This is a genomic window from Burkholderia humptydooensis, assembly GCF_001513745.1.
Taxonomy (GTDB): domain Bacteria; phylum Pseudomonadota; class Gammaproteobacteria; order Burkholderiales; family Burkholderiaceae; genus Burkholderia; species Burkholderia humptydooensis.
In genome coordinates this window covers 2,788,911-2,814,935 of the sequence record NZ_CP013380.1, presented here as the reverse complement: position 1 = coordinate 2,814,935, position 26,025 = coordinate 2,788,911, and the positions used below count along the sequence as shown (strand labels likewise).

The following is a 26,025-nucleotide window of genomic DNA, read 5'->3' as shown; positions in this document are numbered from 1 at the left end:
GACGGCATGGCAGCAATGCTATGCCACGCGCTACTGCGCATGACGACCGAGACCGCGATCACCAGCATGACGAACCTATGGACAATCCCATGGAAACGACACTGAAGGCCAGCCTGAATGACTGGCTCGCGCGGCGCGACACGCTCGAAATCGAGGCACGCCTGTTTATCGACGGTGCGTATCGTGAAGCCGCGACGGGCGAGACCTTCGACTGTATCAGCCCGATCGATGGCCGCGTCCTGGCTCGCATCGCCTATGCGGGCGTCGCCGATGTGGAAGCCGCAGTTGTAGCAGCGCGACGTGCATTCGATGCTGGCGTGTGGTCGGGCCTCAATCCGCGCCAGCGCAAGGCGACTCTGCTGCGCTTCGCGGCGGAGCTACGCGCGCATCAGGATGAACTTGCCCTGCTCGAAACATTAGACGCGGGCAAGCCCATCGCCGACACGACAGCCGCAGATATTCCTGGGGCTGCCTACTGCCTCGATTGGTTCGCGGAAACCATCGATAAAGCCGGCGGCGAAGTTGCGCCTGTAGATCATCACCTGGTCGGCCTCGTCACGCGCGAGCCGATCGGCGTGGTGGCTGCGATTGTGCCGTGGAATTTCCCGCTGCAGATGGCGGCATGGAAGTTCGCGCCGGCCCTGGCGGCAGGCAATAGCGTCGTGCTTAAGCCTTCGGAGAAGTCGCCGCTCACTGCTATTCGCATCGCGCAAATCGCACACGAAGCTGGCATTCCGGCGGGCGTTTTTAACGTTGTTCCGGGTGATGGCGAGACGGGCAAATGTCTTGCGCTGCACGGCGATGTTGATTGCGTAGCCTTCACCGGCTCGACGGCGGTGGGAAAGAAAATCATGCAGTACGCGGCCCAATCGAATCTCAAGCGCGTGTGGCTTGAACTCGGCGGCAAGTCGCCGAATATCGTGTTGCCTGATTGTCCCGATCTCGATCGCGCGGCCCGCACAGCGGCCGCCGCAATCTTCTACAACATGGGGGAAGTGTGCACGGCGGGCTCGCGGCTCTTGGTACATAGCGCGATTCGGGAATGCTTCATGGAGAAGCTGTTCGACGCTGCTCGCACCTGGCAACCCGGCAATCCGCTCGATCCGGCAACTGCAATGGGCGCGATCGTCGATCGCGCGCAAATGGAGCGCGTGCTCGCTTTGATCGAAGCCGGCCGTGCCGACTCAACTTTGCTCGTGGGGGGAAATCGAGTGCGCGAGGAAACCGGTGGTTTCTATATCGAGCCTACTCTGTTCGCCACCACGCCGGACACACGGCTTGCGCGCGAGGAAATCTTCGGGCCAGTGCTCTCGGTGATGACGTTCGATACGCTCGATGAAGCGATCAAGATTGCAAATGATAGCGATTACGGACTCGCCGCCGCAGTCTGGACGGCAGACCTCACCACGGCGCACGACGTCTCGCGACGTCTGCGCGCGGGCACCGTCTGGGTCAATTGCTACGAAGAGGGCGATGACATGAATTTCCCGTTCGGCGGTTACCGGCAATCTGGTAATGGGCGAGACAGATCGCTGCACGCCCTGGAAAAGTACACGGAACTCAAATCGACGCTGCTGCGGCTGCGCTAATACGCAAACACATACGGATATTTACACACGAGTGAGAGAGAAAAGATGAAGGCGAAGATCGGAGTGGTTACGGGATTGTTGTGCGTATCGCTGAGCGCACAGGCGCAGAGTAGCGTGATTCTGTTCGGCGTGTTGGACGAAGGATTGAACTTCACGAACAACGCTGGCGGCCACAGCGCGTGGAAGACGTCGAGCGTCGATCTTGCGACGAGCCGTTGGGGCATCAAGGGCAATGAGGATCTGGGTGGTGGTCTGCACGCAATCTTCGATCTGGAAAGCGGTTTCACGGTGGATGACGGAAAGCTCTATTACGGTGACCGCCTGTTCGGTTACCAGTCCTATGTGGGGTTGCAATCGGATCGCTTCGGCACGCTCACCTTCGGCCGACAGTTCGACTCAATCACCGATGTGATCGGTGCGATGACTGCGAACGGAAACTGGGGCGGCTTCCTGTTCTCGCATCCGCTCGATAACGATAACACCGATGCCACTTATCACGCGAGCAATGCCGTCAAGTTCACGTCCGCGACCTATGGCGGTTTGAGCGCCACTGCGCTTTATGGTTTCGGTAACAAGGCGGGCGCTTTTGCAAGCAACCGTGTGGTCAGTGCGGGTTTGAACTACGCCATCGGCACGCTCACGATCGGCGCGGTGTATGAAGATCTGTCCTCGCCTGGCACGACCACGACGGGCAGTGTCGCGTCGGACGACGCCAATTTTGTCGCGGCGAACCAGAAAACCTATGGCCTGGGCGCGAGCTATGGCATCGGCGCGGCGGTGCTCGGTCTCGTGTACACGCATGTGGCGATCGAGCACCCGGCCACGTCGCTCTATGTCGGCGATTTCGGATCGGACGTGTCGAAGCTTAATTTCGATAACATTGAATTCAACGCACGTTACAACCTTCGCGACGATGTGCTCGTGGGTGCGATGTACACCTACACGCTCGCACATCTGGGGCGCAGCAGCGGCGAAGCTTCGCGGCACTGGAATCAGGTTGGCGTGATGGGCCAGTACCTGCTGTCCAAGCGCACTTCGGTCTATGCGCAGGTGGTCTATCAGAAGCTCAGCGGTGGCGATGGCAGCGCGCCGCTGGATACGGCCTATATTCCCGGGACGGCGGGCGCATCGTCGAACGGGCATCAGTTCGTCGCGCGCATGGGGATGTCGCACTCGTTCTAACGCGTGCTGTACGCGAGCGATTCCCCGTTGCGGCAGTGCGTTTAGCAATTGCCGGCCGCGCTCCTGCGTTGGCTTGCTGTGGCCACGTAACGATAATGGATGAAGCGCGCGGGTGTCCATATGGCGATTAAGCACGCGAGGTGTGCGTCGTCGTTGAGCGACACCAGGATGCTTTCGCCGGTGATCTAGGTGCCGATCTCCGCTCGAACTCGAAAGCGCCAGCGCGCAAAGGCAAACCGTGTCGTCTTGCGGGTTGCCCACCAGCGGGCACCGTCATGGTCGTGAGAGGGGACACGCTGCCCCCGTGGATAACCTGCGACTCAACGCCTGACGGCGGCCAGATCGAATGTCGAATGGCGGACTGCAAATCCGTCCGTTGGACCGGGTCAACGTCACTAAGCGATTCGGTTCACGACGATCGCTTGTTCCTGCCACGCAGAGCCCAATCTTCAGCAGCGATGCCTCCTATCTCATGGACAACTTAACCAAGCAAATCATCGCGGTACTACGGCGAGACGGACGAATCTCTTTCGTAAACATCGCTCGAAATCTGAATGTGAGCCGTGACAACGTTGCTGCAAGAGTGGTTCCGCTCATTGAGTCGGGGCAGATTAGAGTAGTCGCGGCTCTGCACCCTCAGGTGCTTGGATTGACGGTGTCGGCGCATCTTTCCATTAGCGTCAGCGGAGATGTAAGGCCGGTAATCCAACAGCTGGAGAAGCTTAGTTCTGCCGTGTTCATTTCGATTGCTGCTGGCGCGTACCACGTTATCGCTGAAACACGGCACTCGTGCATGAGCGAACTGAGCGCCGAGGTGTCGGTCGTCCGTTCTCTCCGGGGCGTCGTTGAGGTTCAAGTTCTAATTTACGACAGGGTGTTAACTAGCTTTTTACATAGGGAACAGCCGAACGTCTTGTCGTACAAGTTCGACGAGATTGACATTGCGCTTATCTCACTTCTTCAGAATGACGGCCGCGCTAGCTATTCGGACCTCTCCCAGAAGGTCGGACTGTCAATCAGTGGTTGCCGCACGCGAGTCCTTCATCTCTTGAGGTCCGGGGTGATCCAAATTGGGGCAATCAAGCAACGCTCGAACATGATCGATGATTTCATCTTCGGCATAGGGATCAACGTCAACGGCGATATCGACGCTGCTGCTCGGATATTGAGCAGCGGCTGGGGCCTTGAGTTCTTGGCTCGCACGGTAGGGCGATTCGATGTTCTTGCGACAGTGAGCTTCAGCTCGCTGCGTGACTTCAACCAGCTTGTTTCGAGATTGATGGCATTAAAGAGTGTTACTTACTGCGAGCAGTGGCTGCACGTTCAGATTCTTCGGGAGCGGTACGAGTATCCAATCGAGGCAATCGAGCTTGGGACCGCGGCGCGAGCTTAGAGAAAAGAGGGCCGAAGAAAGCGGGCCGCGCGCCTCGGGGCGGGGAGACCCTATGACTGCGCGCGCCACGCAAAAAAAAACGATGCCAAGCTTTCGCAGATTGTTTTTTTATTATGGGCGGCTGCCGAAGATGCGAGAAAAAGCAAGTTGAATATCCGACAATCTTTCCTTTGTCGGGAAAAAATACCGAGAATGCTTGTTTGACAGGGCTGATTTGCTGCCGCAGCATCAACTCCAATGTATCCGGCGCATCTCCCCGCGATGCGCAATTTGGTCAAAGAGGCCGTAGATGAACATGAAGGACAATACTGCTGCCAAGGAAACTGCCCTCAACTGGGTCGCAGAGCATCTTGGCGACCTGTCGAAGTGGAACAAGCAGATTTGGGACTACGCTGAACCGTCATGGCGCGAGTACAAATCCGCGCGCTTCTATGTGGACTTGCTGCGTGAAGAAGGCTTTACGGTAGAGGAAGCAAGCGGCGGCATGCCCACCGCCTTTTGCGCCACTTGGAGCAACGGGCCTGGACCGACCGTGATGACGTACGCAGAGTACGACGGCGTGCCGAACAACAACCAGGCCGCCACTACCTCCAAAACCCTTCGGGATGAGTCGAGCGAGTTCTCTTGCGGACATACGGACCCGCATTCTGCGCTCGGTATCTCCACGTTAGGTGGTCTGCTCGCGGCCAAGCGGGCCATGGAGAAGCACGACATTGGGGGCACACTGCGCTATACCGGTGAGCCGGCAGAGAAGATGCTTGGCTCCAAGGTTGTTCACGGCTTGCGCGGCTACTATGACAACGTCGACGCGCTCGTTAGCTTTCACCCGTTTTTCATGATGCCGCTTTGCAACACTGTCCGCTGGGATACGCACTGCGGCTCATATCAAAGCAAGGTTTACACCTTCGTCTGTGATGAGCCGGAGACTTGGCAGATGGGCAACTGGGACGGCTCACCCATTTCTCATGCGTCCGCTCGGGCCCCGGGTGCCAATGCGGCAATGATGACCATGTACAACACGGTCAAGACGATGCAGGACTCAATGCTGCCGTCATACGGCGGTTGGTTCCTGGGCGAGGCCCTGCTGCCGAACAACCAGGCCACTGCGGATAACCTCGCTCCGTTTCTCGCCCAGATTCAATACTCCTGGCGTTGTCCGGACCTCGAAATGGCTGACAAAATCGAGGCCGTACTTAACCGCAACGCGGAACTGGCCGCGGAAATGGCCCATTGCAAATTGCGCACCCGTTGGGTCACACGAACGCGCCCGGGTCGTCCAAATCACACGCTGGCGAAGCTTTTGTATGAGAATTTCGAGCGAGTTGGCCCCCCGAAATATGACGAGAAGGCGATTGCGGTCGCGCATGAAATTCAGCGAAACCTCGGTATCGAACCGATGGAAAAGCCGTTTCTCGATGAAACCGAGAAACTGACGAGCCCGCAAGAAACGGAGCGTCGGATTCGAGAAATATTGGCACCTTGGCAGCTGAGTTGGACAAGCGACGATTACGTCGAGATGACACACTATACGCCGACGGTGCGCTTCTACGTTGCGCGGCCCACGCTGGCTGCGCCGGTCGGAGCAAAGCCGTATCCCGCATGGGTGATGAATGCCTTGGGCGGAATCCCGGAAACGATTGACCCAACCTTGGACGTCGCGAGCCGGACAGTCGCGTTAACCTTAATCGACATGTTGACTCGGCCGGAAGTGCTTGCAGAGGCGAAGCGTGAATTCGACGAGCGTTCGAAAGATTATCCCGGTCCTTTGTTGCCAAAGGACTTCGAAGCGCCGTTTGACCTTCCTTGGCCCGACTATGAAAGCAAACCAGATGGTACGCGCGTCTGGCATCCAACTCGTCAAGAGACGGAGTAACAGGGCGAATCGGGCAGAAGGCTGCTCGATCTCGCGCACGCGCGCTCAGACATCGATGCAACAGGCGGAGGCCGGCTGCAGCATATTGCTGGGTGCAAGCAGCTCGCTGGAGTTGATCGCGCTACGGTGACGATGAATCTCGCTCGGGCTGCCCGAAGCTAAAGGGCGCTGACAGGATACATGGCGGCGTTTGTCACTACCGCAATTTGGCAACAGAGTTCTGGAGAAACACCTTGATTGATGCGGCAACCACCCAACGTATCTTCGCTGCAGTTGACGTAGCCTTCGATTCGCAACTTCGATTCACTCAGGAACTCGTGCGATTTCCTTCGCTACGTGGCTGCGAACACACCGCACAGGACTTCCTTTTTGACGCGATGAAAGAGCGCGGCCTCACAATGGATCGCTGGCCCCTCGACGTCAACGAAATCAAGGATCATCCTGGCTTCGGGCCGGCAACTGTCTCGTATGAAAATGCATTTAACGTCGTGGGCACCTATCGGCCGGAAAACCACGAAGGCCGCTCACTGATTCTCAACGGACACATCGATGTCGTGCCGACCGGTCCGGTGGAGATGTGGTCGCGTTCGCCGTGGGATGCCGAAATCACGGACGGCTGGATGTATGGCCGAGGAGCAGCGGACATGAAAGCTGGTCTTGCCGCGAATCTCTTTGCATTCGATGCAATTAAAGCAGCGGGCTTTAATCCGACGGCGCCGATTTACTTTCAGTCGGTAGTCGAAGAGGAATGCACGGGAAATGGCGCGCTCGCTGCGTTGCTGCGTGGCTATACGGCCGACGCGGCAATCATTCCCGAACCCGAAGAAAACATGCTCGTGCGGGCGAATGTGGGTGTGCTCTGGCTCAAGGTTCGAGTGGATGGCCGCCCAAGTCATACGCGCGAGATGGCCGCTGGCTTCAATGCAATCGATGCTGCGCAGACGCTCATCGGGGCGCTGCGCGAACTCGAAGCGAAGTGGAATGCGCAGCATCATTGTCACCGACATTTCGAGCATCTCGATCATCCGATCAATTTCAACATTGGTCAGATTGCCGGTGGCGACTGGCCGTCGACCGTGCCGCCATGGTGCGAATTCACCCTTCGCCTGGCCACCTATCCGGGTACACCCGCGGACGAAGCATATGCAGCGGTCACAGAATGCCTCGACAAATGTGCTGGTAGCGACGCCCGATTCGGGGGGAAACGTCCTGTCGTGACCAAGACGGGTTTCTATGCCGAAGGCTACGTGCTTGAAGAGGGCGGCGACGCCGAAAGCGTGCTGCGTCGCTGTCACAAGACGGCGTTCGATTCCGAACTCGAATCGTTCACGACGCCCAGTTATCTCGATGCCCGTGTATTCGTGATTTACGGCGAGATTCCGACGCTGGTTTATGGTCCGAAATCTCGGGATATTCACGGATTCGACGAACGTGTACATATTGAATCGATTAGACGGATCACGAAGAGCATTGCATTGTTCATTGCGGAATGGTGTGGTCTGAAACGTATCGAAAGCTGACCGGAAGTTTCTTTAAGATATGCAATCGATCGGAAGCGTTCAGGCCCTCTGATCGCGGTACAAGCCAGCCGAAGTCGTGTGAAAACTCGCACGAGCGGTCCAGCCGGCGAACTCGTCCTGTTAGATCGTCATGTATTGGCTCGGACGCGGTTTGGGAAGGTGAAGGCGGCATCCAAAAACCGACTGCTTGGGCGCTTTTATATGGCCCGTCCCACTGCGGCGGCTTGTCGCCCTACTCACACGTCCGCGATTCGGGAGCATTGAAAAATCGTGAAATATTTAGAATGTTTCCATTTTTCAAGAATTGACTATTTAGAGTATTCACGTATGAATCCATTGGTGTAGCATAGTCGAGAATTATAGGCCGATGCAGAATATATTAAAACTTTCTCTGGGTGAGTCGCATTTATTGTTTTCGCGCCGTCTAGGGAAACTCTGCGCAATTCATTCATGTTTTTTCTTGCAATGAATCATCGGTCAAGATAGCGTGTGTGACAAGAATTCCGCGATTACGACTTCATGCGGCGCGGATAGAAAGGGAAACGGAAATGCCTCTTCTTCAATCGAGTTACTCGGCGAATGCGATCCTCGATGCCCTTCCGGAGGACAGCATCCGGGTCCTCGCGCCGCATCTTGAACTGGTCAGGATCGAGCCCGGCTTACTCGGTCGAGTCGGCGAGCAGATGCGTTATATACACTTCCCGACGACCGCAATACTGTCGGTGCTGCATCTGATGCAGGACGGCTCGATGAGCGAGATCGTCTTGGTCGGCCGCGAGGGTCTCGTCGGGCTGTCGGAACTGAGCGGCGGCTATGCGGGGTCGAGTCGGTTCGAGGTGCGCATCGGTGGGATGGCCTACCGCGTGCCACGTTGGGTGATGCGCGGGGAGGTCGAACGCTCGCCGGTCACGTTCCGGCTGATGCTCAACTATTCCTAGGCCACGCTGGAGCATATCTCGCGTAGGGCGCTATGCAACCGGCATCACTCTATCAGCGAGCAGTTGAGCAGCTGGCTGCTGCTCGCGCACGACCGGGTCGACGGTGACGAGCTGGCCATCACGCAGCAGACGATCGCGAACATGCTCGGCGTAAGGCGCGAGGGCGTGACCATGGCGGCCGGCTATCTGCAGGATGCCGGCTTGATCCGGCAGCGCCGTGCCTGCATTACGGTGCTCGATCGCGAAGGGCTCGAACGGTACGCATGCGAATGCCACGACCTAATTCGCGCGAAATATCGTAGTCTGCTTGGCGAGCATGGGAACTTGTCCATGGCGCCGATTCGCGCACCGATGCCGGAGCCGGTCAGCGTGTTTTCGGTGCACGCTGCATGACGATGCGCGCGACACCCGATGGAGTGCATTCGATGCGCCATGTGATGGTGGCGGCCGTCGATACCGCGCTGGTGCTGGCGGGCATGCTGGCCGCGCAGGCGTGGCTGGGACTCGCGTGGCATGTCCTGACCGACGCGCAGCACGGCGCGATCGCGATGTTGTGCGTGCTGACGATGCTGTTGCTACAGCAGGGCGGCGGTGCGCCAGCTGCCGGCAAGCGCGGCTGGCGCACGTTATCACGTGCGGCGGTCGCCGTCGCGTGCGCAAGCCTGCTGGCGGTCGCGTGCGCGATGTGGATCATGAACCGCGGCGCGACGATATCGATGCGCTGGATCGTGCACACAGTGCTCGCGGGGGACGCTGCATTGCTGTTCGGCAGGGCAGCGGTTCTGGCAGTCTCGCTGCGGCTCGGCGATGCGAGTTCCCGGCAGCGTCGCGTCGCGGTTGTCGGCACGATGGCATACGGCCGCGTGGCGCTGGAACGGATGCAGCTTGCGTCGGATCGCACGTTCGTTCCCACATGCGTGTTCGACGACGCCGCGCGTGGAGAGCGCGACATCGGCGGCGTGCCCACGATCGGCGACTGGAACGAGCTGCGCCGCAGAATACGCGAAGGCGAGATCGACGAGGTATGGCTGACGCTGTCGATGTCGCACGAGCGGCGCATCCACCGGATCGTGCGCGAGCTGTGCGATGAGTTCGTCGAGCTGCGCCTGCTGCCGGACGTGCGGCATGTCGCCGTCGTCGACCGATCGACGACCAACGTGCTCGGCATGCCGGCGATCAACCTCGCGACGACGCCGCGATCCATGTCGGAGCTGCGGGCAAAGTTCGTATTCGACCGCGCGTTCGCGCTAGCTGTATTGATCCCGCTCCTGCCGATGCTCATAGTGCTGGCGATCGGGGTCAAGCTATCGTCGCCGGGGCCCGTGCTGTTCCGGCAGCGCCGCAAGGGTGCCGACGGCCGTGAGTTCGACATCTTCAAGTTCCGGACTATGCGCGTGCACCGGCAGCAGCCGGGCGTCCTGCAGCAGGCGTCGCGCAACGACGCACGCATCACGCCCCTCGGCGCGTTCCTGCGGCGTACGTCGCTCGACGAGCTGCCGCAGTTCTTCAACGTGTTGTTCGGGCAGATGTCGGTCGTCGGCCCGCGCCCGCACGCGCTCGAACACGACGATTTCTACCGCCAGATCGTCGACTCCTACATGTATAGGTATCGCGTTCGACCCGGCATCACGGGCTGGGCGCAGGTCAACGGCTTTCGCGGCGAAACGCGCAAAGTCGAGACGATGGCCGCGCGCGTGAAATTCGACCTGTTCTACATGCAGAACTGGAGCTTCTGGTTCGACATGAAAATCATCCTGATGACGATCACGCGCGGCTTCGTCGGCCGAAATGCGTTCTAACTGCGGCGCGGCAGCCATCATCAAGTTCTGAGGGCAGCAATATGGATAAACTTCAATCGATGCGCTCGTTCGTACAGGTGGTGGATGACGGAAGCTTCGTTCGAGCGGCCGATCGACTCGGGATTTCTCAATCGGCAATCAACCGTCAAGTGACATTGCTCGAGCAGCAACTAGGGGAAAGATTGCTTATTCGCAAGACTAGGGAGCTGTCAGTAACCGACTTCGGTCGCAGCTATTGCGCGCGCATCCGCGACATCCTCAAAAAACTCGACGCCCTCGAACGTGCCGTACTGGCGCCTACACGGAGACCGGCGGGCACCTTGCGCATCGCGGTTTTGGCTTCCCTTTCGTTAGAGCATCTCGCATCGTGTCTTTACGACTACTGCAAGACGTATTCTGACGTACTGCCCATGCCCGTGCTTGTCGATCGTCCGACCGACCTCGTCAGGGAGGGATATGACGTTGGAATCATCGACCGGTCATCGGTATCATGCACGAGCCTCGTCGTACGAACCATCTACAATACCCCCCGGATTGCTTGCGCGTCGCCTGCGTATCTAACGCGGCACGGCGAACCAACGCGCCCGGAACAACTGACGGACCACGTGTGTGTCACGATGTCCGCAGCACGTGTGTCCGGAACACGTCACACTCATTCCGAGATGCTCGTCACCGGCCCGGACGGCAGCACCATGCTCAAATGCCGACCGGCGCTGGTCGTCAACAACGTCGATTTTCTAGTGCAGATGATCCTGTCTGGAACGGGAATAGGTTTTGTCGAGCCGGCACTGGTTCGATCAGCAATTCAAAAGGGAACGTTGAAGCCGTTGCTGCCGGGGTACTCCTCCCCCGGACCAACCATTTGTGTCGCTTATCCAAGCCGTCATCACCTGCCGCCCAAGGTGAGAACCTTCGTGGACCATCTCCTCGCGACATTCGAAACCTACGCCCCCGCGTGACGCATTGCCTTGCCACCGTCGTATTTCGGGCCTGTCGGCACCGGAGCAGAGCTCACGCACGCCTTACCCGGCTCGCATCTCCGTATCAGGAGACCATGCCGGACACCGTCGGGACGTGATAGCCCGCCCCTAGGCAAACATACCCCCGCTTGAGTCGGTCGCGAACGGGAGGGAACGCCCCGCCGGACGCTTTGCGGAAGACTGAAGATGCCGCACGACACACAAACTTCTCGAAGTTCATCGTTGCTGTCGCGTCCGCCGTCAGCGGACGGACCACTGTAACCCACTGCTGCAGCCGCAGGCGATCGAGCACGGCTACGCGCTGATGACGCTGAACGTGGCGGATTTCGCAGATCTACCGGGGCTCGTCGTATCCGTGCGACGATCACCCCCCGCGCCGAACAGGAACTGCGCGTCTACCTCGCCGTCGCGTGGCAGGCGGCGGGGGACCCGACCCGCGAGGCGGTCGCGCGCAGCGCAGCGTCGGCGTACCGTCGCTGTGGCAGGGGCTCGTCGCCGCGCTCGATGCGCTGTATGCCCCCGCCTTTCTGGCCGACCGAAGACGGTTGACCGCCCTGATTCACCCGGACGACGCGCCGACCACTCCCTGGCAACCCCAGCTCGTGTCGCTGCGCACAATCCGGTACTCCATCGTTTGCTCGCGCGTGCTACGATTCACTGTGCCTAGCTGATGTAATGAAAGCAGGTGTTGACCAACCCGAAGCGAACTGCACAAGCCCCCACTCGAACAATGTACGCAGCTGCCTGGCCTCCCTCGAAATTGCACTAAAGACCTGCGTTGATGCCGTGATTGCATCTGCGTTGGCAGTCGTCCCGGACCTTTTGTGAGTAACAGGCCCGGCGATGTTGCTCGAATCGAATCATCTCATCCAAATTCGTGCGACTGCATTTTCAAGAGACCACAACATGCGTATTCTCAATACGATGGCGGCTCGCGCCATCCCGCTCGTTCCCCGTTCGCTGATCCGTAAGATCTCCCGCCGCTATATCGCTGGCGAAACGCTCCGAGATGCCCTAACACGCATCCAAGCGCTCCACGCACGAGGCTACCGAACAACCGTTGATGTGTTGGGCGAGACTGCTTCGTCGTCTGATCAGGCAGAATCAATGACTCGCGATTACCTCAATCTCGTCCAAGCGCTAGGCGCAGAAAGTGAGCCTGCCGAGCTGTCGATAAAGTTGACCGCCCTGGGGCTGCATCTCGACGAAGACGCGTGCATGGCACGAGTCTCAGCGATTCTGTGAGCGGCAGCGTCGCACGGGATCAGTGCATGCATCGACATGGAAGACATCAACTGCACTCAGAAAGCGCTCGACGCGTTCGCGAAGCTCGAAGCCGACGGATATTCAGTCGGAATCGCACTGCAAGCGTATTTGACGCGCACGTACGATGACATCGTTCCACTTCAGGCGCGCAAGAGCCGCATGCGCATTTGCAAAGGAATCTATGCAGAGGCAAGCGAGCATCTCGTCGACGGTGCATCGAGGGATCGGGCAGCAATCAATGCGCACTTCGTCCGACACGTTTCGAGCACAATACAGGCAGGATCATTCGTAGGCATTGCAACCCACGACGCACAATTGATCGATGCGCTGACCAAGTGGCTGCAACGCGAACGGATCGACAGATCACGATTCGAGTTCCAGATGTTGCTGGGGGTCTGTGAACCGATGCGTAATGCTCTGCTTGCGCAGGGATTCAACGTGGGCGTTTATGTGCCATACGGCCATGACTGGTATGGCTACAGTACCCGGCGAATCAAGGAAAATCCGCGAATTGCTGGATATATCATCGCAGCGATGCTACATAGAAACCGGGCGCGCTAGAAGTAACAGCATGATCGGCGAAGCGGGGGCGACCAGATCGTCGGTCCCCGCTTTATGTTCACCGCCGCGCCCCAAGACGTCCGTCACTCAATGCGTTCCAGCCATCGCTTCGCATAATCCGGTGCTGAGCATAATCGTGAATATGCGAAGCTTCGCATATTCACGAATCCCGGCCGACCCTCATCATGGATCTTTCGGCGAGCGTGGGCCATGCGGGCAGCTTCCTGGTTGTTGCCGCCGCGATACAGATCGGCATAGCCGGCAAACGCATCGGTCTGCAGCACGCCGGCGAAGTCTGCAAGATGCTGCTGGGGATGCTCGCCCCGTCGATCGGGCGAGTAGGTGAACCAGATCGCTGCCGGTTCTTCGGAGGCACTCGGCCGATCATCACGCACGTAGACCTACAGACGTCCTGTCGTCGCGCGACAGTTGCCCGGTGCCAGCACAGGCAGCGGCGTGTCGTCCGAACGAACCTTCTCGCCAGCCAACGCGTAGCGGCGCACGGCGTCGACCAGCGGTGCTAGCAACGCCGCGATACCGCCCATCCAATACCTCATTGCGCCCGGATCGATCTCGACGCCCTCACGAGCGTACATAACTGCCTGGAGGTGCAACGGGAGGTGGTACGCGAACTTCGACACGGCGATGTGTGCGAGCAGCGCCGGACCCGGGATGCCGCGGTCGATCGGCCGACTCGGTGCCGCAGCCTGCACGATGCGATCGAAGCACGCGCAGGCCAGCTTCGGACGGCGGTGACCAATCACGCGGAAGTGCGCCCGAACGTATTCGAGCTGTTCCGCGACGTCTTCGCCCAGTGGTTTGAGTTGCCCGCTGCAATCGGGGCAGTCTCCGTCGGCGGGCAGATCGATGCGCACTTCGCCCTCAAGGTAATCCGGCAACGGCTTGCGGCTCGCACCGTCACGACTCGACCACTTCATTGCAGGAGCTGTGGCCATATCGGCCGAACCTTCGTCGGCCTGCAGGTCCTCCAGCCGCAATTCAAGCTGTTCGATCTGGCGGTCCAGCTTCTCCGATACAGACGGCGCCGCGCTATCGCGGCCAACACCCTAGCTGTAATCACCACCCACCTACCAACCGGAGCTAGGAATAACAGCCCGGATTACGACTGCGACCGAGGGCCGAAATCGTGCCAAGCTCGCCGTCCGAAAGCCGAACAGGCAGGGCTTGCACGGCTTAGCGGAACTCTGCAAACGTCGCCGCAGAGTCATCGTGCCCGGAGCGATGCATTATTCGTCGATCCAGTGATACTTAAGATTTTGAGGCTTTGAAATGGCGGACCGACTACGCGGAGCGCACTAACTCCATTACGTAGTCCGGCATCGTCAGAGCAATCGTCGACGCGTGTTCGAAGCTAACGATGCCTCGTCTCTCGTTGTCAAGGGTGTTGTCACCGATCTGGAACTCAATCCACTGGCCGCCCAATTCTAGGCTGCGTGTCACGGTGTAATGAGGCGCGTCCCCCTCACGCGCTGTGAAGACGGCGATTTCTGCGGTGCTTGCGCCGATTTGCGCGTACCAACGCGTCGCGTCCTCGGCGGCACCGACCCATATGAGGCTACCCGTTTTCCGCGTGAACCACTGGAACCCGGCCGCCCAGTTGATCGCATCCTCCGCACAGCAAAAGCCGCCTTGCAGGACGTATAGGTCATGACCGCGGCGCCGGTAATCGACTTGCGCGTGGTAGATCGGGTTGTCATCGTCATTAATGAGAGTTTCGACAATCGTGACGAGCGATAGTTTCCCATCGTCGCGACCGCGCAATTCTGTCTTGCCACAGAGGCGTGTTATCAACCATCGATAACCACCAAAGTCCACTGACGTAGTGTTTGTCCGCTCGGCCTCTGCGGCTAGTGTGGCAAGTGTCATGGGTGTGCGAGTCATAGGGCCTCCTTATCGCGGGGCACGGGGAACGGGTTCGCATTCATAATGTGTCAAGCATGCGCGAGGACAACGCGCGCAGCGACAATCCCGAAATGCACTGCGTTCCGAAATCGTCTGGCTGATCTGCAACGAGGTTGAGCACGACTGGCTCGGTCGATGCGCGGATATCGCATGGCGCGGTATCGAAACGCAGCGGGTCGACACACACAATTTCGGGTTGAACGTCGACATAAGGGAGCATTGCATATGTCACTCCCTACATGCGATCAACATGACCGAAAATCTCAACGAGATTGATAGAGAACCGATGCCGGATGTTGACTTCTCGAAACGGAGAAGATGGATCCGACGCAGCAGTTTGGCGCGTTCAACAAAGATTTCTTCCTTATGATTTGGCTCGTCAATGGGCATCGTGAGATGCCGGGCGGAATATCGCATGTCGCGCACATGTATTGACCTGAGGCCAAGACTGAGTCTCAGGTGGGCGTTGCGGCAGCGTCAGACGTCGATCGTGATGGGACCCGCCAGCGGCGTGTAGCCGTCGTCGAAGAAAAACCACGCATCGTACCGTCCCGAAGCCAGCTTGCAGTTGGCCGTCGATGAGAACAGCAGCGAGCCGGTGCTTTTTGGCAGGTACGCCCATGACAGGTAGTTGGCTTTGGTCGGCTGGGCGCCAGGTGCGTAGATACCGACCCAGTTCTTCGGGCTATGACTCCACGGCGGTGCGACATAGTCGAACCGCAGCGTGCTGAACGTCGAGCCCTGAGCGGCGAGCGCCGCAACAAACTTTCGACTGGTATTGCCGATAGCCGAGTCCGTTAGCAACGCGCCGGCCAGCGCCTGCACGCACCCGGCGACACGGCGCAGGAAATTCGGATCGTTCGCGTCGCGAATGGACGCGTCGTACCAGCCGCCGTCGCCGTACCATGTGACGGCTTGCGTTGCGCCGGCGGCGACGGTGAACGACTGCGGCCTGTTCATTCCGTATGCGTTGTCGGTCAGCTGGAACGTCGTGGCGCTCAAACCGGCTGAGTTGTCGAGCGTAATCTGCACGTTGCCATTTGCCACGTCGTAGCACAGGCTGATTTCCGCCGTCGAGCCAACGTTGCCAGCCGCGCCGATGTTACCGCGGAAGGTCTGCGCGAACCCATTCGGGCCATAGACCGAATAGTCATAGCCGCCGCTCGAATTCAATGCCAGCGCATCCCAAAGCGTCGTGCACTGGCTTTCGCCAGCCGCTATCGTGTATTGCCGCGGAATCGAACTGGTACCGTCGCCCCATACCTGCAAGTGCACGCCGGCGGTGCCGGTGTTGGCCATCGTGAGCGAAAGCATCTTACCGAACCGGATTACCTTGCCGTGGACAAAGAACTCGTAGGGTAGGCGGCAGGCGATGCTGCGGCCGGTCGCCTGGGCAGGCACCGCAGTACTCGTCGGGTATGGGATGGGCACTGGCAAGCCGGTCGGATTCATGTTACTGGCTGCAGGCTGAATTGCCGGAACTGTCTGGTCCGCGTTCGAAAAATCGAAGGCCGACGTAAGATCTCCGCACACCGTACGCCGCCACGGCGAGATGTTGGTTTCGCGAAACCCGAACCGAGCCTCCAGGAAACGGATCACCGACGTGTGGTCGAAGACCTCCGAATTCACCTTGCCGCCCTTTGACCATGGCGAGATCACGAACATTGGCACACGCGGGCCGAGCCCGATCGGTACATCACCGGTCGCCGAACCGTCCGATGTGTGGCCACCAACGCCGACAAATTCCGCAGCAGTCGACACGGTCGAGTGCCCGTTGGCGGCAGCTGAACTGGCCGGGACTGCGGGGGGAACGTGATCGAACAATCCATCGTTTTCGTCGTACATCACGAGCAGAACCGTGCTGGCCCAGACCTTAGGATTCGACGTCAGCGCATTAAGGACATTGCTTACGTACCATTCTCCGCCGCTCGCAGCCCACGATGGATGCTCGCAATACGCGTAGGGTGCGACAATCCACGACACCTGGGGTAGTGCGTCGTTCGCGACGTCAGCCTGCAGCTGACTGAAAAGATCTTTGTCGTATTCCTTACCATTACCTATTGGATCGATCTGCGTGCCGTTGAGCGCTGGTGCGAGCGGATCATTCTGAGCGAGGAACTGGTACTGCTTGAAGTTCAAAATCGTGTTGTCGCCGTAATTACCGTTCCACCAGAGATTGCTCCGCGAAAGATTGTATTCGCCGTAGCCATGCACGTAGTCGAGTCCGTTGCCCTTGTCTTGGTAGAATTTCCACGTGATGCCGGATGCGTTCAGCCGCTCCGGCAGCGTCGCCCAGCTGGTGCCGGCCATGTTGTTCGTCGTGTACGGCGAAGAGCCAGGCACGTTGCCGCAACATCCTGTAAATAAATACAGGCGGTTCGGATCAGTCGGGCCGAGCATTGAGCAATGGTAGTCATCGCACACGGTGAACGTGCTTGCCAGCGCGTAATAGAACGGGATATCGCTTTGCGTGAAGTAATACATTGTGCCGCTGGTCTTCGCCTGAACCCAGTTGTCGTAGCGGCCGAAGTTCCACGCAATGTGAGTTGTCTCCCAACTGTGGTCGAGATCGTTGTAATAGGTGTCTCCGTTCGCCATGCCGGCCGGTGGCGTCGGATGAAACGGCAACACGGAGGATTGCAGCCAGGGCTGGTGCCATACCGGATAGCCGCTAGAAATCACAACTGGCCGTGGATCGCCGAAGCCCCGCACGCCGCACAAGGTACCGAGGTAGTGGTCAAACGCGCGATTCTCCTGCATAAGGATCACGACGTGCTTGACATCCTGGATTGTGCCGGTCACGGTCGCCGGCGGGATGGATTGTGCGCGGAGGATACTCTCGGGCAGCACGCCCGTGACCGCGGTGGCGCCCGCGAGCTTCAGTGCGTCTGCGAGGAACTGACGTCGTGTCGTGGGTTTCTTCTGCATTATCGATCTCTATAATGGTTAGCTAATCGGACGTGCCGGAAGCCATTGCCCCTCATGGGGCGCGCAGGTCATCCCGCAGTGATACTCGTGTTGGCTCAGTGGCATGCGTTCGCGCAATGCATACTAGGAGTCGAGCCCGGCACGGCCGACACCGTGCGATTGGTAGCCAGGTTGCTTGCAGCGGTACCCGAATCGTCGCCGCCACAGCCCCCCAGCGCACATAGCAGCGCGATCGCAAGGAGTCTTTGTGAGGGTAGCGAATGACGCCTGATGAAGCCTGATGACGTCATAGGCAATTTCCCAGTTGGCTTAGGCTGAATTCTCAATCGACTGTTGTTATCGGCTAAATCTCTGGACTTCATATTCGCTCCTACGATGAAAATCAATGGAAAGAGCCGTTTGAATCAATACAGGCTCATGACCGGCCACCCACGCATGCCTGCAATGTGAGAAAGTTGGCTGTCGGGATTGGTCGCAACTGGATGTGTGACGAAATCCAGCAGGGGAACATCGTTGATCGAATCGCCGTAGAAGTAAATCCGCTCGAAGTCCGACGGGGCATAGCCGAGCGAATCTAGCCACATAGCCATGCGGACAATTTTTCCTTCGCGGAAGCACGGCAAGCCAGTACTGCGCCCGGTGAATTCGCCGTCTGGGGTACCATCTTTGGTTTCGAGTTCAAGGCCGAGTAAATGGTCGATCCCGAATTCAGCCGCAATCGGTCGCGCAACAAACACATTCGTAGCCGTCAAGATGCCGCAGAGATCGCCGTTTTCGCGATGCCAGTCGACTAGGGCACGAGCTCTCGGCCGGATCGCCGGACGGATCACCTCGTCCATGAACCGCGCATGCCAGCGCTGGAGTTGCGTGCGCGGATAGCGTGTAAATGGCGCGAGCGATATGGCGAGATACGCGTAGATGTCGGACTTTTCGGCAACAAAGTGGCGGTAATATTCGTCGATCTGTCCTGTATAAGCGCCGTTGTCCACCCAGCCGAATTCGGCGATGAAGCGACCCCAGGCCTGGTCAGTGTCAAGCGGCAGCAGAGTATGATCAAGGTCGAACATCGCGACATTTTTATGCATCCGTGAATCCTTGTATAACGCGCTTACGCGCCGATTAGACAGCCGATTCGCTTCGATACCTTAGGGCGACTCGTATCGGACGTCGGAAATCCTCTTTGCCTATACCGTCGCGTTCGGGACCGAATCTCGCGATTCGTAACCGGCGCCTTCGGGCGGCCGTCTGCGTCGGTGGCGAACATCAGATTGGTCAGCACCGACCGCAACCCGACATTCAGGCAGCGGTTGAGGAAGCCGGACGTGAAGAACGTATAGACCTTAGTCCGTCGAAATGACTCATCGCGATGCAGGTAGAGATCACTGCATTCGCTCCGGCCGACACGGTCGCGCATCCTCTTTTCGTTCCCACGCCCCTCGACTGCATGAACACAAGTTGTCGCAATCGCAATCAGTAGCGCGAAGGCTATCGCCATTGCACATTTTTTCACATTGGTTTCCTATTCATGTGTAGGTATCTTGTTGCATGACGATTGCGGAGGTCAATCGAGTGATGCTGGCAAAGTAGCTATACATTTTCTTTAGCGTATAGTGAGAAGCGGAATTTATCAAGGAGGCGCATAAATATTCGCGGAACTCCAAAAGAAAATATTCCAAGGTCATCAAACAAATATTCCAAATGGGGTGAGGCGAAAGGTGGTCAATCTCTATCCGGAAGCATTGAGTTCCAAAATGGCATTTTGGTGACCAACTTCATGTTGGGAGATGGGTTTGTTGATAAAAAATAAAGACTGGAGAGAAATTCGCGATACGGAGTAAATATCTTGATGCGCAAATCACTCATGGTCGAACGAGATCATGCCACAGGAACATGGTGGTTGTGATAAGGTAGGAGGCCATCGCGAATTATCGATCGATAAAATAATGGCGAGCTGTCAACAAAATAATCTAATATGAATCTGAAAAATTAGATCATCCTTATGTAATCTAGTCGAATCGGCATAGATTTCTTGCGATTCTGAACTTTAAGCAAAAGACGCTTTCATTAAGCCAAAGTTCCGGGCTTATTGAAGACTGATGGACGATGGCGATCAGAATCGATATTCGGCGGACTGACCTACGGTGTAGGTGTCCCCAACATGTCCAATAGTATTCATGTCTTGAGAATGCAGTTTCAGGTGGCCTGAAAATAGGGCGGATTTGCTCTCCCAATTCTTGGTATGCGGTTAGGATACGCCTGTTGGTGGACAATGCTATTTCTCTGACCAAAGTTCGAGATCGCCGAGACTCGCCGCGAGTTTTAGCCGTGCTGTACGCCATCTTGATATGGCCAGTAGCCGCTGCTTTTGTGCATCGGTCAACGCCGTTTGCGTTGCGAGCAGCTCTGTAAAAGTACCAACCCCTGCCTTGTAACGTCCGCGTGCGATATCGAGCGAACGCTGCGCATCTTTTAGCAGGTATTTCGAATTGTCGAGATTCTCTGTGTCGGTATGCAGGCTCTGGTAGCTCTTCCATACGTTTAACGATACTTCGAGCTCGATATTCCGGACCTCAGCAACCTCTGCGTCGACTTGTGCTTGAGCTTGGGTAGTCCGGTAGCCGGATGCGAAACCTTCAAATAGCGGGATCGTTAATTGGACGCCAATCGTGCTGCCTCGACTGCCGGAAACAGGCGGGGAACCGTATGAAAGCGGCTGATGCTGATACGACGGATTGTTCTGAGTCAGACTGCCGAACAGTGAAATGGTTGGGCGCCCCTGTGCTCGTACGGCGTCGACGTTTGCACGAGCCGCCTCAAGTTTTGCCCGAGCTTCGATCAATATGGGCTGCCGCGCCATTGCCTCATCGATTAGTTCGTCGACTCCCTCCGAGAACTCGACCCCATTAACCGTTGGATCGGATGCAACGATGCGTATCGGGGTGTTTGCGGAGAGTCCCATCGCGGCGGCGAGCGTGCCGATCGCCGTGCGCACGTTACCTTCCGCACTCACGCGATCAAGCACCGCACGGCGGTAGACCGTTTGCGCTTGTAGCTGGTCTCCCAGCGTTCCCGCTCCGGCGTCGTGCTTTGCGCTGGCCTCCGCGAAACTTTCCTTCGCGATATTTTCTGATTGCAACGCCGCATCGACGGATGCCTGTGCATCGCGTACAGCGTAATAGCACTGCGCTGCATTGAAGAAGACGGTCTGCAGTGCATCGTCCTGCGCCGCATTTGCCGCGGCAAGAAGCTGACGCGCCTGACGGAGCGCAGCGCCACGCTTGCCGAAGTCAAACAGAACCAGACTCAACGTTAGCATCCCGTATTTGGTCGATGTACGCTGTGTTGGCGCAGTGTATGCGCCATAGCCCGGAATGTCGTAGGATGTTTGCTGCATATCCGTTTCATAGCCGACCGTCGCGTTTAGCGTGGGCAGATATGCAGCTTCGCCGATTCCTACGGCAGCGGCCCGTACACGAGCGTTTGCCCATGCCCGCCTCGTGTTCGGATTCGCGCAGATTGCTTGCAGGATTACGTCCTCAAGTCCAATCGGACGGTCTACCATTTCCGGAATGCACGACGTGTTTTTGAGCATCGGCGTGGCAGGGTTGTCAGAAACCAGCTTGTGCGTGCGATAAACATCGAGCGCCTGGGCATCGGTCGGTGGCGCTCCAAGTAGCACCGCCGCGCAGGCGACGATCAGACGGATGCAGGTTATTGGCATTTCAGTTTCCCAGCTGCCCCGCAGTCGTCGAGCACAATCTGGCCCCCCCTCAGCATGACAACACGCGACGCAGACGCGATGGTCTCTGGCCGATGAGCGATGATTAGGCGCGTCATTTGCAGCGCACTGACTGCGGCGTTCACTTGCTGCTCGCGCTGCACGTCGAGATGGCTCGTAGCTTCGTCGAGCACCAAAATTTTTGGCCGCTTGTAGAGTGCCCGCGCTAGCAGCACACGCTGCTTCTGACCGCCAGACAGCACCGTGCCCATATCACCGACCAGAGTGTTGTAACCCATTGGCATCGAGACAATATCTAAGTGCACAGCGGCCAACTGCGCGCATTCGACGACCCTCTGCTGGTCGGCCTGTGAATCGAAGAAACTGATGTTGTCGGCGATCGACCCCGCGAAAAGGACATCGTCCTGCAGAACGGTGCCGACCAACGCGCGAAGCCTGTCGAGACCGAGTCGGTTTACGTCGATGCCACCTATTCGGATTGCGCCGCTCGTAGGTACGAGTACTCCAAGCAATATGTTGATAAGGGTGGTCTTGCCGCATCCGGACGGACCGACGATCGCAACAGATTCGCCCGGTTCGACCTTCATAGAAACGCCGTCAAGCAGGAGGGGTTCGCTATCAGCATATCGGAACGAGAGCTGCTCGATCTCGATGCTCGCCTCCAGATTGTCACTTTCTCCCGGCACCTGCCGGAAATCGGTGTCTGCTTCGGGTGGCTCAAACACGATGTCGGCCAAACGCTCGCCTTGTAATTGCAGCATCTTGACCTCGAAGAACTTGTCGACCAGGCTGCCGACCCGACTGTCGAACTGCCCTTTGTACGCATTGAACGCCATTAGCACGCCGACCGTGAATTGGCCATCCATTACAAGCCGAGCGCCGAGCCAGACAATCACTAAGCCTTCGATACCAAATAGCAGTCCGTTTAGCTGCTGATAGAGTAACTGAAGCTTTTGTACATGAAGGCCTGAGTTGATCTGCTCGACCAGCAAGGTGAGCCAGCCCGACCGCCGATCGCTTTGCCGATTGAAGAGCTTGATCGTCTTCACACCGCGCAGTGTTTCGAGGAAGTGGCTCTGCTGCTTAGCTGCGTGAATGATTTGTTCTTCTGTTGCCTGGCGAAACGGTAGATACCAACATGCACGTAGGAGCGCGTAGAGGAGCATCGTACCGAGCGCGATTGCGCACAACTTCCAACTGTAGATGGCCATCATAGCCAGCGTAATGACAGTCATCAATCCATCGATTACCGCGCTTATGAACGACGTGGTGAGCGTCTGCTGAATCGCGTCGATCGCTCCGAAACGCGACACGACGTCACCTAGATGGCGGCGCTCGAAATACCCCACCGGCAATCTCAGAAGATGCGTGAACACGTTAGCACGCCACTGTAAGTTGAGGGTCGTGCTAAAGTACATAATCGCCCATGTGCGAATCCCGCTAGTTGCCCGCTGCATTAGCATAAGTAATCCGAATCCAAGTACAAGAACGTCTAGCAGGTCTCGGTCTGCACTAACGATCACTTCGTCGATCACCCATTGTAGGAAAAACGGTGACGCCAGAGTAAATACCTCCAATGCAATCGCCAGCATCAAAATCTGTCCTAGCGAGCGCGGCAGGCCGGTCACCGGCCCCACCAAGGTACGCAGCTTGATGGCCCGTGTTTCCGCGCGTGGCGTGAAATCGTTCGTGGGCCACAACTCCAGCGCGACACCGGTGAACGACCGAGACACCTGGTCGATCAACAGCTTGCGAACACCCTGTGCTGGGTCATGAATCGTCACAGTATTGCCGCTCACTTCACGTAGCACAACGAAATGATTGAAATTCCAGTGCAAAATGCACGGCGTACGTAGCTGAGAAAGATTATTGAGCTCGAGCGTGAGAGGGCGGGTTCCTAGGTTTAAGCGATGCGCGATATCAATTAAGTGACCTAAGGCCATGCCTTTCAGCGACACGGGAAACCGACCGCGCAATGCCGCAAGATCGATCTGATGTCCATGATATCTCGCAACCATCGCAAGGCATGCGAGACCACATTCAGCAGATTCGGTCTGCAGGATCATTGGTAGCTTTCTACCGACACCAAATGATAAGTTTTCCAAGAGAGACATGAGTGACGTCGTGTCAGAGCGTTCCGGCCATACTGTAAAGAGGTTCGAGTACCCATTCGTAAAGTCGCCGGCGCTCCTGGAGAACATCCGCTTGAATGGCCATACCTGCCTGCAGTGGTTGTAGCTTTCCGTAAGCGGTCACGTACTGCGATTTCAGCGCGACGGTAATTCGGTAGTAAGTGCTCTCGCCGCCGATCTGCGCACCGCTTGTGGTTAGTTCCGCCGACGTCAGTGCGGTCCGCGCAATCGATATGACGCTCGCCGCGTACTGCCCGAATTTCTGATACGGATACGCTTGATAGCGGATAAGCACTGGATCGCCGACGCGAATGAAACCGACAGCGGCACCTGGCACGAATAGGTAAGCCTGCCAGTGCGCATCCGATGGCACCAAACCGGCGAGAGGGTGGACGGTGTCGGTATTCTGTCCCCGTTCGGCAATCACGACCGTTGCAGTGCCGGTTTCTGGCGCGGCGATCACCACCTCTCGCTTCGCTTCACTCTCGATTAGACTCTGGTCGACATCGATTATTCCGCGATCAATCTGGGATAGCTCGTTTTGCTGCTTAAGTGACAGGCTGGCGAGATCGTTGGAGGCTTCTTTCAGCAACTGAGCGGTGCGAGCGCGATCGCGCAGGAGGCTATCAAGTTTCGACTGCTGGTCAAGGAGATCGGCCTCACGCTGCTGCGCCTGATCCTTGGAAATATAATCCTTTGCCAGTAGTCGCGCGTACCGTATTGACGCATCGGTTGCAAGCGACGTACGGATACGCTGTGAGATGATTTGGTCGTCGATGCCGGCGAGTTGACGGCGAAGACTGATGATCTTGGCCTGAAGCGTATCGCGGTCGGCTCTTTGCAACTGACGTGTCTTGACTACTTCCTGCTGCAACGATGCTTTGCGCTGTTGAATCTGATGGATGAGTGCTGCTTGAGTGTCGCCAGTGACCGGGGTTTGTAGATCAGTAGAGATTGTGTAAAGCGCTTGCCCTCGGATCACATGTTGCCCTTCGGTCACAAGTTTTCTGAGTACAACCCCATTCTGCTTCGCATAGACTTTTATAAGTCCCGTGTCAGGCACCACCACGCCGCTAACGGTAGTCCGTCGTGTATAGCTGCCAAACACGAAAAAGAGAATCACAATCACACCCATACAAAAGGCGGTAATAGATAACACCTGAATCGAAACTCGTTGAAGAAGGACGATGTCGCCGATCGACCTAACTCGTTGCGAGTCCTGAGCCTCGTGGCGAAAAATAGGTAAATCGTTCATATGTGGGTAAGTTGGGATTCTATATAGCGAATATAGCCATATGAGCAATCGCCTTTTCGGGAAATGGTTGAGGTCGGCAATGTCGCACGCTTAAACATTGGCCATCTATATCAATTGCAAGCCGGACTACATGCTGACAATATTGTCGATTTGCGCGAAACTCCGGCAATTTGCGATAAAGGCTTTGCATCGTTTAACCCTCGAATATCCACCTGGAATTATTGAAATTTCATAATAATCTCAATTCCGAGTTCACGTTACCGCCCAGATGAATCATCTGGGCGGTAACGAGAGTCAGAGGTTCACATGCAAATTACGACGAGCTGGATGAGCTGTTGTAATATTGGTTGACAGTGTCTACGGTATATTCGTAGGCCTTTTCGGCGTATCCAGCGACCTTGCCCACACCGAAAACGTCCGTGCCACTGATACTGACGCTAACACTGCCATCGCTGGTCGACGACGACAGACCGTTATGAGCACCGTAGGCGGAGCCCGCATTAGAAGCACCGGGAGCAATTTGCTTGGGGGTACTCACGCCGTTGACGTTCGGAGGAGCGACAAGAGGGGCTGCGCCAGACACGGCATCGATTTCGAAAGCAATCAGTTCTCGCATGATAAATTCCAAAATAATGGTATGGTGGAAATGGTTCGTTGAATTCAAAAAAATCAAGGCATTTTGATGTTGTGCGGCACCTCCGGCTGTAAATGGTTTAAAAAAGCACTGGACGGTCTCGATATAAAAATTAACCAATCGGCGATTGCGCAAATCATCAGCTGATGCCGGAAGGCGCAAGGGCGCCCATCGCAAAGTCGAAGCCTTTTAGCGGCGCGAAATTGCGACCCTGGATTTTCCGTGCCAGAAAGGAATCTGATGCCTTCAAAACGGAGACCGCTTAGAAAAATCAGTGGCTCAATATCCGGTCTGAATTAATTCTTTGATACAT

Annotated in this window: 17 protein-coding genes and 2 pseudogenes; 10 read left to right on the top strand and 9 right to left on the bottom strand. The window is 57.2% G+C overall.

What is annotated here, in order from left to right:
• Positions 1–89: 89 nt before the first annotated feature.
• From AQ610_RS12510 to AQ610_RS38130, 10 genes and pseudogenes are all read left to right on the top strand, one after another.
• On the top strand, positions 90–1,589 hold the full coding sequence (locus tag AQ610_RS12510; protein ID WP_006029503.1) for an aldehyde dehydrogenase: 1,500 nt from the start codon (positions 90–92) through the stop codon (positions 1,587–1,589).
• A 45-nt stretch (positions 1,590–1,634) separates the two neighbouring features.
• Positions 1,635–2,771: a porin gene (locus tag AQ610_RS12505; RefSeq protein ID WP_009914500.1), complete on the top strand. Its 1,137-nt coding sequence runs from the start codon at positions 1,635–1,637 to the stop codon at positions 2,769–2,771.
• A 472-nt stretch (positions 2,772–3,243) separates the two neighbouring features.
• On the top strand, positions 3,244–4,164 hold the full coding sequence (locus AQ610_RS12500; RefSeq protein ID WP_045554859.1) for an Lrp/AsnC family transcriptional regulator: 921 nt from the start codon (positions 3,244–3,246) through the stop codon (positions 4,162–4,164).
• A gap of 289 nt (positions 4,165–4,453) precedes the next feature.
• Positions 4,454–6,037: a zinc-binding metallopeptidase family protein gene (locus AQ610_RS12495; RefSeq protein WP_006029505.1), complete on the top strand. Its 1,584-nt coding sequence runs from the start codon at positions 4,454–4,456 to the stop codon at positions 6,035–6,037.
• A gap of 233 nt (positions 6,038–6,270) precedes the next feature.
• Positions 6,271–7,557 (top strand): ArgE/DapE family deacylase, encoded by a 1,287-nt coding sequence (locus tag AQ610_RS12490; RefSeq protein ID WP_043283319.1) that lies wholly within the window; start codon positions 6,271–6,273, stop codon positions 7,555–7,557.
• Positions 7,558–8,105: 548 nt separating this feature from the next.
• Positions 8,106–8,888 (top strand): annotated as a pseudogene (locus AQ610_RS12485) (Crp/Fnr family transcriptional regulator).
• A gap of 32 nt (positions 8,889–8,920) precedes the next feature.
• Complete coding sequence (locus AQ610_RS12480; RefSeq protein WP_043283330.1) at positions 8,921–10,294, top strand: undecaprenyl-phosphate glucose phosphotransferase; 1,374 nt, start codon at positions 8,921–8,923, stop codon at positions 10,292–10,294.
• Positions 10,295–10,335: 41 nt separating this feature from the next.
• A complete protein-coding gene (locus tag AQ610_RS33490; protein ID WP_006029510.1) occupies positions 10,336–11,253 on the top strand; it encodes a LysR family transcriptional regulator in 918 nt (305 codons plus the stop codon).
• Positions 11,254–12,117: 864 nt separating this feature from the next.
• Positions 12,118–12,519: a hypothetical protein gene (locus AQ610_RS38135; RefSeq protein ID WP_309294829.1), complete on the top strand. Its 402-nt coding sequence runs from the start codon at positions 12,118–12,120 to the stop codon at positions 12,517–12,519.
• Positions 12,520–12,555: 36 nt separating this feature from the next.
• On the top strand, positions 12,556–13,101 hold the full coding sequence (locus tag AQ610_RS38130) for a proline dehydrogenase family protein (protein ID WP_006029512.1): 546 nt from the start codon (positions 12,556–12,558) through the stop codon (positions 13,099–13,101).
• Between the two features lie 182 nt (positions 13,102–13,283).
• Here AQ610_RS38130 and tnpC read toward each other — a convergent pair.
• The 9 genes and pseudogenes from tnpC to AQ610_RS36020 all read right to left on the bottom strand — a co-directional run.
• Positions 13,284–14,135 (bottom strand): annotated as a pseudogene (tnpC, locus tag AQ610_RS12470) (IS66 family transposase); the annotation flags it as partial.
• 268 nt (positions 14,136–14,403) lie between these two features.
• On the bottom strand, positions 14,404–15,003 hold the full coding sequence (locus tag AQ610_RS12465) for a hypothetical protein (RefSeq protein ID WP_080595267.1): 600 nt from the start codon (positions 15,001–15,003) through the stop codon (positions 14,404–14,406).
• 40 nt (positions 15,004–15,043) lie between these two features.
• Positions 15,044–15,244: a hypothetical protein gene (locus AQ610_RS36025; RefSeq protein ID WP_144411948.1), complete on the bottom strand. Its 201-nt coding sequence runs from the start codon at positions 15,242–15,244 to the stop codon at positions 15,044–15,046.
• 257 nt (positions 15,245–15,501) lie between these two features.
• Positions 15,502–17,952 (bottom strand): phosphocholine-specific phospholipase C, encoded by a 2,451-nt coding sequence (locus tag AQ610_RS12460; RefSeq protein WP_006029515.1) that lies wholly within the window; start codon positions 17,950–17,952, stop codon positions 15,502–15,504.
• A gap of 404 nt (positions 17,953–18,356) precedes the next feature.
• Positions 18,357–19,037 (bottom strand): HAD family hydrolase, encoded by a 681-nt coding sequence (locus AQ610_RS12455; RefSeq protein ID WP_006029516.1) that lies wholly within the window; start codon positions 19,035–19,037, stop codon positions 18,357–18,359.
• Between the two features lie 1,187 nt (positions 19,038–20,224).
• On the bottom strand, positions 20,225–21,673 hold the full coding sequence (locus AQ610_RS12450; protein WP_006029518.1) for a TolC family protein: 1,449 nt from the start codon (positions 21,671–21,673) through the stop codon (positions 20,225–20,227).
• Complete coding sequence (locus AQ610_RS12445) at positions 21,664–23,805, bottom strand: peptidase domain-containing ABC transporter (RefSeq protein WP_043283331.1); 2,142 nt, start codon at positions 23,803–23,805, stop codon at positions 21,664–21,666. The genes AQ610_RS12450 and AQ610_RS12445 overlap by 10 nt, the downstream gene beginning before the upstream one ends.
• 13 nt (positions 23,806–23,818) lie before the next feature.
• Positions 23,819–25,078, bottom strand: a complete 1,260-nt coding sequence (locus tag AQ610_RS12440) for an HlyD family secretion protein (protein WP_009914513.1) — start codon at positions 25,076–25,078, stop codon at positions 23,819–23,821.
• Positions 25,079–25,391: 313 nt separating this feature from the next.
• Positions 25,392–25,874: a hypothetical protein gene (locus AQ610_RS36020; protein ID WP_144411947.1), complete on the bottom strand. Its 483-nt coding sequence runs from the start codon at positions 25,872–25,874 to the stop codon at positions 25,392–25,394.
• Positions 25,875–26,025: the final 151 nt, after the last annotated feature.